The sequence below is a fragment of the Streptomyces africanus genome (assembly GCF_002150735.1).
Lineage (GTDB): Bacteria > Actinomycetota > Actinomycetes > Streptomycetales > Streptomycetaceae > Streptomyces > Streptomyces africanus.
The window spans coordinates 1-6,546 of sequence record NZ_MUKA01000262.1; the positions used below are offsets into that span (position 1 = coordinate 1).

A 6,546-nucleotide genomic window follows, 5' to 3' on the forward strand; every position below is an offset into this window, starting at 1 on the left:
GATTCGGATGGGGATGGGGGAGGTGGGGGGGGCGGCCGAAGGCAGCAAACCGTGACAGGTTCGCGCCGCCACGTGGTCGGAGGCAACCGGTTTTCGACCCGCCGAACGGAACCGGCCGACAGGGACGGGAACAGGGCGGCTCGGCGGGCCGGTGCTCATTGCGGAGGCGGCCGGGTCCCCGTAGAACACCGCCCATGAAGAGACGCATCGTCATGTCCATGCTTGCCGGAGCGACCCTCCTGGCGAGCACTCTCCTCGGGGCCGGTCCCGCCCGTGCGGCCGACGTCCCCGCCGAGTTCGGCACCGACTGGCACGACCCGGTCACGGCCGCCCCGCCCGTCACCCGGCCCGACGGCAGGCCCTGCGAAGTCACCGTGGCCCGGGCGCAGTTCCGCGACTTCACCCCGTACCGGGGCACGTACACCCCGCCGGGCGACTGCGGCGACCGCTGGAGCAAGGTGGTGCTGCGGCTCGACGGCAAGGTCAAGGGCCGCCAGTACGACCGGCTCGGCTATCTGCGGGTCGGCGGGGTCGAGGTCTTCCGTACGTCGACACCGCAGCCCTCGCCCGACGGCATCGAGTGGTCGGTGGAGAAGGACGTCACCCGCTACAGCGACACCTTCCGCGGCCGCCGGGACGTCGAGATGCTCATCGGGAACGTCGTCGACGACACCTACACGGGCGTCCTCGACGTCAAGGTCACGCTGACGTTCCACCAGGGCCGCCCTGACGGGAAGAGCCCCGACAAGGTCCTCACCCTCGACCGGGGGACCGACGGCGCGACCACCCTCACGACGCCCCGCAACAGCGAGCGCGTCGTCGCGGAGGTGTACGCCACCGGCTCCGGCGGCGGCTGCGAGGAGTACTGGTACCTGACGGTGCCCGACGCGGCACCGTACTCCTGCAAGGCGGGGCAAGGCCCCTACCGCGAGGTGCAGATCAGCGTGGACGGCCGGCTCGCGGGCATCGCCGCACCGTTCCCCACCGTGTGGACCGGCGGCTGGTCCAACCCGTTCCTCTGGTATGTGATCCCGGGCCCGCGCGCCTTCGACATCAAGCCGATCACCTACGACCTCACCCCCTTCGCCGGGCTCCTCAACGACGGCCGTCCGCACCGCGTCGAGGTCTCGGTCGTCGGCGTGCCCGAGGGACAGACCGGCTGGAGCACGCCCGTGAACGTCCTCGTCTGGCAGGACGAGCAGCGCGCCCACGTACCCGGGAAGCTCACCGCGCACCAGGCGGGCGACCTCGCCGACTCCTCGTCGTACACACCCGGTTCGGAGCACCGGGTCGCCACCGAAGGCGCCCACCGGCTGACCGTCGCCGGATATGTCGACACCTCGCACGGCCGCGTCACGACCACCGTCGGCCGTTCGCTCGCCCACACCTCCGGGCACCGCTGGACGGACGGCGAGACAACCGATGCCCTCGAAGCCACCTGGAACGACGACGAGTCGGTGACCGTCGACGGACGCGGACCGGCCTACACCACCCGCACGCACCGGACCTACACGATGGACGGCACGACCACCCTCGGCGCGGGCGACCGGCTGCGCACCGTGCTGACCCTCGGCGACCGCGCCACGGCCGTCGAGACGCGCGGCGGCCGCCGTACGGCGTGGTCGCGGCTCGACGACTCCTCTACGGGCGACGCCACGTACACGGCGAACGTGCCCCGCGACCAGCGGCACGCGGTCGGCACGACGAGCGAGCGCTACCGGCTGTACGGCTCGCACGGCTGCTACGACCGCACGCTGACCACCGTGCAGGGGATGCTCACGGAGGACCGCCGTCGTTGCTGAAGGGGCTTGTGTGGCGCGTGTGACATGCGCCACTTAGGCCGCTTTTACTTGGCTGAAACGTTGCGGTCTTGTGCGCGATCAAGACAGCCTCCACAGTGTACGGCTACGGAAGCCGCTTTCCGTATCGCAGAAGTCCCCTCCGGCCTCTGTGTGTCCCGTCCCCCTAGGAGGCCTCGTGCCACCGTCCGTACCGTCCCTACCGCGGCGCGTCGCACGCACCCTGCGTACCTCACTCTTCGCGCAAGTCCTGTGCGCGCTCGTCCTCGGAATCCTCGTCGGGAAGCTGTGGCCGGATACGGCCACAGCTCTCCAGCCGCTCGGCGACGGTTTCACCCGGCTCATCAAGACGGTGATCTCGCCTCTGGTCTTCTGCGTGGTCGTCGTCGGCATCGCCAAGGCCGGTGACCTGAAGGCGTTCGGCCGCATCGGCGTCAAGGCCCTGATCTGGTTCGAGGTCGCCTCCACGGCGGCCCTGGTCATCGGCCTCGTCGCCGCCAATGTCGTCGGCCCCGGCAAGGGCATGAACGTCGACCCCGCCTCGCTGGACGCCGCCGCGGTGGACCAGACGACGGGCGGGGGTCATCTGCCCTCGACGACCGAGTTCGCCCTCAACGCGCTGCCCGAGAGCTTCGTCGGCGCCTTCGCCGAGAACGAACTGCTCCAAGTCCTGATCCTGGCCTGCCTGGTGGGCGCCGCCCTGCTGCACCTCGGACACACCAGGGTGCCGAAGATCCTGCCCGCCATCGACCAGGCCCAGGACGTGATCTTCACGGTCGTCGGGTTCATCATGCGGCTCGCCCCGCTCGCGGTGTTCGGCGCGATGGCCCACCTGGTCGGCAACTACGGGCTGGGTGTGATGAAGACGTACGCCAAGCTCATCGTGCTCTGCTACGTGGCGGCCGCGCTGTTCGTCGCCCTGCTCGCCGTCGCCCTGCGGATGGTGACCGGGCTCAGCCTCTGGAAGTTCCTGCGCTACATCCGCGAGGAGATGCTGCTCGCGCTCGGCACCGCGTCCACCGAGTCGGTCATGCCGCGTGTGATGCAGAAGCTGCGCCGGGCCGGTGCCCGCGACGACGCGGTGGGTCTGGTGCTGCCCACGGGCTACTCCTTCAACCTCGACGGCGCCTCGCTCTACCTGTCGATCGGCACGCTGTTCATCGCCCAGGCCGTGGGCGTCGATCTGAGCCTGGGGCAGCAGATCACCGTCGTCCTGGTGCTGATGCTGACCAGCAAGGGCATGGCGGGCATCCCCGGTTCGGCGTTCCTCGCCCTGTCCGCGACGGCCTCGTCCCTGGGCGCCATCCCGGCCGGAGCCGTCGCCCTGCTGCTCGGCGTGGACCGCATCATGGACTCGATGCGCGTCGTCACGAACCTGCTCGGCAACTGCGTCGCCGTGTTCGCGGTGTCCCGCTGGGAGGGCGCGCTCGACATCGAGCGGGCCAGGAACGCGCTCGACGGGGACGACACGTCCGACCCCGATGACGAGCTGGACGGCAGTGGCGGCGGGGGCGATGTCGAGGCCCCCGCGGCGGTGAACCCGGCGCCGGGCATCCCCGCCCAGAAGCCCAAGGAACCCGCCCCCGAGGTCAGTTGACCCGAAGCGACCGGCACCGAACGGGCCGCGGCCACCGCTCCGGCAGGACAGCGGCTTCCGCGGCCCGTCTCGTGCGCCGGGTCCTCGACGCGCCTCAGGCCCTCAGCACCGCGTCACCGGCGCTCCGTCGATCAGCGTGTTCAGCAGCCCCCCGAGCGCCTCGCGCTGTTCGTCCGTCAGCGGCGCGAGAATCTCCTCCGCGGCCGACCGGCGCGCCGCCCGCAGTTCGCCCAGCGCCTTGCGGCCGTCGTCCGTGAGCTCGATACGGATCACCCGCCGGTTCGCCGGGTCCGGGACCCGGCGCACCTTGCCGCTCGCCTCCAGCCCGTCGACCAGGGTCGTCACGGCCCGCGGCACCACCTCCAGGCGCTCGGCCAGGTCGGCCATCCGCGGTGGCGAGCCCCAGTGCGCGAGGGTGCGCAGCAGCCGGGACTGCGCCGGCGTGATGCCGAGGTCGCGCTGCTCCAGATGGCGCTTCTGGATGCGGTGCACCCGGCGGGTGAGCCGCAGCAACTGCTCGGCGAGCAGGCCGTCGGAATCGGGGGAGGTCATGCGGGAACAATATCAGGATGATGTTCATTGTGAGTATAGGTAACAATGAGCTACGATCCGATCCGCCGTCCCGGCCCCCGGCCGCACCGCTCTCTCGAAGGAGCCCATGCACCCCGACCACGAAGCCCCCTGGAGCGCACCCGCCGACGCGAAGGAACAGCCCCGGCAGGTCCGCCGCATCCTCAGGCTCTTCCGCCCCTACCGGGGCCGCCTCGCGGTCGTCGGCCTGCTGGTCGGCGCCGCGTCGCTGGTCTCGGTCGCCACGCCGTTCCTGCTGAAGGAGATCTTGGACGTCGCGATCCCGCAGGGGCGCACCGGCCTGCTCAGCCTGCTCGCCCTGGGCATGATCCTCAGCGCCGTCCTCACCAGCGTCTTCGGTGTCCTGCAGACCCTGATCTCCACGACCGTCGGCCAGCGCGTCATGCACGACCTGCGTACCGCCGTCTACGGCCGGCTCCAGCGCATGTCCCTCGCCTTCTTCACGCGCACCCGCACGGGCGAGGTGCAGTCCCGCATCGCCAACGACATCGGCGGCATGCAGGCCACCGTCACCTCCACCGCGACCTCGCTCGTCTCCAACGCCACCAGCGTGATCGCCACGATCGTGGCGATGATCGCCCTCGACTGGCGCCTGACCGTCGTCTCGCTGCTGTTGCTGCCGGTGTTCGTGTGGATCAGCCGCCGCGTGGGCAACGAACGGCGGAAGATCACCACCCAGCGTCAGAAGCAGATGGCCGCCATGGCCGCCACGGTCACCGAGTCGCTCTCCGTCAGCGGCATCCTGCTCGGCCGCACGATGGGCCGCTCCGACTCGCTGACGAAGTCCTTCGCCGAGGAGTCCGAGGAACTCGTCGACCTGGAAGTGCGCTCGAACATGGCCGGCCGCTGGCGCATGGCCGTCATCACGATCGTCATGGCCGCCCTGCCCGCCGTCATCTACTGGACCGCCGGCATGGCCCTCCAGCTGGGCGGCCCCGCGGTCTCCATCGGCACGATCGTCGCCTTCGTCTCGCTCCAGCAGGGTCTGTTCCGCCCGGCCGTGAGCCTGCTGTCGACGGGTGTGCAGATCCAGACCTCGCTCGCCCTCTTCCAGCGCATCTTCGAGTACCTCGACCTGCCGATCGACATCACCGAGCGCGCGGACCCGGTCCGCCTCGACCGGGTCGAGGGAGAGGTCCGCTTCGAGAACGTCTCCTTCGGCTACGACGACAAGGGCGGCCCGGTCCTCGACGGCATCGACCTCACCGTCCCGGCCGGCGGCAGCCTCGCCGTCGTCGGCCCGACCGGCGCCGGCAAGTCCACGCTCGGCTACCTGGTGCCGCGCCTCTACGACGTGAGCGGCGGCCGCGTCACCCTCGACGGGGTCGACGTCCGCGACCTCGACTTCGACACCCTGGCGCGCGCGGTCGGCGTCGTCTCGCAGGAGACGTACCTCTTCCACGCATCGGTCGCCGACAACCTGCGCTTCGCCAAGCCCGACGCCACCGACGAGGAGCTTTACCAGGCGGCGAAGGCGGCACAGATCCACGACCACATCGCGTCCCTGCCCGACGGTTACGACACCGTCGTCGGTGAGCGCGGCCACCGCTTCTCCGGCGGCGAGAAACAGCGCCTGGCCATCGCCCGCACGATCCTGCGCGACCCGCCGGTGCTCATCCTCGACGAGGCCACCAGCGCGCTGGACACCCGGACCGAGGCGGCCGTGCAGGACGCCATCGACGCGCTGTCGGCGAACCGCACCACGCTCACCATCGCCCACCGGCTGTCCACCGTCCGGGGCGCCGACCAGATCGTGGTCCTCGACTCGGGGCGCGCGGTCGAACTCGGTACGCACGAGGAACTGCTGGAACGGCACGGCCGGTACGCCGCGCTCGTACGCCGAGATGCCCAACTGGAACCGACAAGATGAAAATATGCCGGGTTTATGGCGGTATGCGGGTTACCGTGCCCGCATGCAGAAGAACACTCCGCCACGGAGCACGATTCGACTGACGCGCCGGGGCCGTATCGCGCTCGTCGCGGCCGGAGCCGTCGTGGTGGGCACCGCCGTGGCGGTGCCGCTGCTGATCCTGGGGCAGGAGGAGCACGGCCGGCCCTCGACCCTGGTGATCCCCGAGGGCTGGCGCGCGAGCCAGGTCTACGCCGCCGTCGACAAGGCCCTCGCCCTGCCGCCCGGCAGCACGAAGAAGTCCCTGGCGAAGGCCGCCCTCAAACTGCCGAGCGACGCCGAGGGCAACCCGGAGGGCTACCTCTTCCCGGCGGCCTATCCGCTCCAGAAGAAGACGGCCCCCGAGAAGCTCCTGGCCCAGATGGTCGACACCGCGAACGAGAAGTACAACGGCGCGCCCATCGCCGCGGGGGCCCAGCGCAACGCCATGAACCTCTACCAGGCCGTCACCATCGCGAGCATCGTCCAGGCGGAAGCGGCCACCAAGGCCGACATGGGCAAGGTCGCCCGGGTCGTCTTCAACCGCCTCGAACGCGGCATGCCGCTCCAGATGGACTCCACCATCAACTACGCGCTCGGCCGCTCCACCCTGCGCACCAGGGCGAGCGACACCCGGATCGACAGCCCCTACAACTCGTACCAGCGCATGG

General features: G+C 70.5%; 5 protein-coding genes. 4 read left to right on the plus strand and 1 reads right to left on the minus strand.

Annotation, left to right across the window (positions count from 1 at the left end):
• Positions 1–194: 194 nt before the first annotated feature.
• On the plus strand, positions 195–1,802 hold the full coding sequence (locus CCL05_RS29535) for a peptide-N4-asparagine amidase (RefSeq protein WP_208641648.1): 1,608 nt from the start codon (positions 195–197) through the stop codon (positions 1,800–1,802).
• Between the two features lie 175 nt (positions 1,803–1,977).
• A complete protein-coding gene (locus CCL05_RS29540) occupies positions 1,978–3,396 on the plus strand; it encodes a cation:dicarboxylate symporter family transporter (RefSeq protein ID WP_086563704.1) in 1,419 nt (472 codons plus the stop codon).
• A 102-nt stretch (positions 3,397–3,498) separates the two neighbouring features.
• On the opposite strand, the gene CCL05_RS29545 is transcribed toward CCL05_RS29540, so the two are convergent.
• Entirely contained in the window at positions 3,499–3,948 is a 450-nt protein-coding gene (locus CCL05_RS29545; RefSeq protein WP_020274799.1) for a MarR family winged helix-turn-helix transcriptional regulator, read from the minus strand.
• A gap of 106 nt (positions 3,949–4,054) precedes the next feature.
• On the opposite strand from CCL05_RS29545, the gene CCL05_RS29550 reads away from it, so the two are divergent.
• Positions 4,055–5,857, plus strand: a complete 1,803-nt coding sequence (locus tag CCL05_RS29550) for an ABC transporter ATP-binding protein (protein WP_086563705.1) — start codon at positions 4,055–4,057, stop codon at positions 5,855–5,857.
• Positions 5,858–5,900: 43 nt separating this feature from the next.
• Positions 5,901–6,546, plus strand: a 646-nt coding sequence (locus tag CCL05_RS29555; RefSeq protein ID WP_086563707.1) for an endolytic transglycosylase MltG, incomplete at its 3' end; no start/stop codon positions are given.